1 protein-coding gene is annotated in these 2075 nt (G+C 54.5%); it reads left to right on the top strand.

Annotation, left to right across the window (positions count from 1 at the left end):
• The first annotated feature begins 643 nt into the window (after positions 1 to 643).
• Positions 644 to 1978, top strand: a complete 1335-nt coding sequence (locus EJP87_RS15650) for a GspE/PulE family protein (RefSeq protein WP_130472784.1) — start codon at positions 644 to 646, stop codon at positions 1976 to 1978.
• The last annotated feature ends 97 nt before the right edge of the window (positions 1979 to 2075 follow it).

Below are 2075 nucleotides of genomic sequence, written 5' to 3'. Positions count from 1 at the left end.
TATTCACCACCCAAAACCATTGCGGGTCCAGGGATGGCACCTCCCTGGCCGGGTCCAGGGATGGAATCCCTGGGATTTTGCTTTTAATCTTTTAATCTTTTAATCTTTTGCCTTTGGCGCGCTTTTCAAACTAAGCCGACGCGCTCTTTGCGTCGGCTTAAGCGCCTAATGGAAGCAAGCTGTGGGCATTGGCGCGCATTTTTTGCGCCAATGCCCACAGCATCCCCATGGGGGTAGAGCTGGCGAGCCAGCACGAACCTGAATAGTTGCGTTTTTTGCCTTTGGCGCATTTTTGCGCTGGCATTTGCCCCTTTTCACACCGTTGCCACATGCGAAACTGTGCATGTCGGGCTCCGCCCTCCCAAAGAGTGCCCCTGCGGGGCACAGATTGGTGCGGCGGCGCGAATGCTGAAGCATTCGCTTCTGGTGAAACGCCGCACAAAAGCAGGGCTTCGCCCTGCACCCACCAGGAGGAGATAATCTCCTCCTGGACCTCCATAATAATTTTTTATTCTTTTTACTGCGTTTGCCCTGCAAAAGGCCGGGCGCACTGCAGCGTTGCATTGGTTTGTGATCTCATTTATTTTATGCTTGTGGTATAATGAATTAATAAAAAAGTTGTGCAGCGAGAGGGCAGGCACGGATGTTATCCCGGGATCGAGTCGGCGAACATTTGTTGACAATGGGCGAAATTACTGCAGCACAGTTGCAACGTGCTTTGAACAGCCAGGCGGAAACAGGGGAACGGCTGGGCGAGGTTTTGGTGCGTCTGCAGATAATGGAAGAGGGTCGCTTTTTGCGTTGCTTGGCAACCATTCTGCATCTGCCTCTGGTCGATTTGCAGACAGTACGCCTGGAGAGTGAACTGGTGCGTCTGCTGCCAGAGTCGGCGGCACGACGCCTGCAAGCACTGGTCTTATCCCGCTCAGCAGAAGGGTTGCTGGTGGGAATGGCCGATCCCAGCGATGTTTTAGCCTGTGACGAACTGCAGCGACTGTTGGGAGGCCGAATCCGCTGGGCCTTGGTGGCCTCTTCCTTGTTGCCCATCGTGCTGGATCGCCACTATCAGGGGGTGGAACGGGTGCAAGAGCAGGTGGCGGTGCTGGATGAAGCTTTGGGACGCTCGCCGTTTCACCTGGATGGCGTGCTGCAAAGCGAACTGTTCAGCGATGCTCCAGTGGCACGGATTCTCTTGGCTTTGTTTGAGGATGCAGTGCGTTTGCATGCCTCGGATATTCATATTGAACCCGATTATGAGGTGCTGCGTCTGCGCCGACGCATCGATGGCATTTTGCAGGAGCAGGTGATTCCAGAGCGGCGTATTGCAACTGCTTTGGTCTCCAAATTAAAGTTGATGGCCGGTTTGGAGATTGCCGAACGGCGTCTGCCGCAGGATGGCCGTTTTGAGCTGGTGGTGCGCGGGCGCATCATCGATGTGCGACTCTCCACACTGCCAATTGCCCACGGGGAGTCGGTGGTACTGCGTCTGCTGGATCGGAGCAAAGAACATACAGCCTTGGAAGCCGTTTTGGAACCAGAGCTGTTGCAGCGCTTTCAAGCAATATTGCAGCGCCTGCATGGCCTGGTGTTGGTGTGTGGTCCCACCGGCAGTGGCAAAACCACTACCTTGTATGGAGCCTTGCATCGACTCAATACCTCGGACCGCAAGATTATTACCGTAGAGGATCCAGTGGAATATCGTCTCCCACGGATCAGCCAGGTGGCGATTCAGCCACGCATCGGTTTAACCTTCTCCTCGATTTTGCGCACGGTGCTACGCCAGGATCCCGATGTGATTCTGGTGGGAGAGATGCGTGATCAGGAGACTGCTGAACTGGCGATGGGGCTGGCCATCTCCCTGGAAAAGACCGGGCGGTTGCCATTGGCGCAAGCTGCCTATCGGCAGGCTTTGGCGGACAATACATTGAGTGGCAATTTACGTCGTTTTGTGGAGAGTCGTATAGAAAAGTTAAATTGATATACACCACCCAAAACAATTGCGGGTCCAGGGAGGGCACCTCCCTGGCCGGGTCCAGGGATGGAATCCCTGGGATTTTGCTTTTAATCTTTTAATC

The organism is Candidatus Magnetaquicoccus inordinatus (assembly GCF_004217665.1).
Lineage (GTDB): Bacteria > Pseudomonadota > Magnetococcia > Magnetococcales > Magnetaquicoccaceae > Magnetaquicoccus > Magnetaquicoccus inordinatus.
The sequence above is the reverse complement of the archived record's forward strand: the minus strand, read 5'-3'. Positions and strand labels throughout refer to the sequence as shown.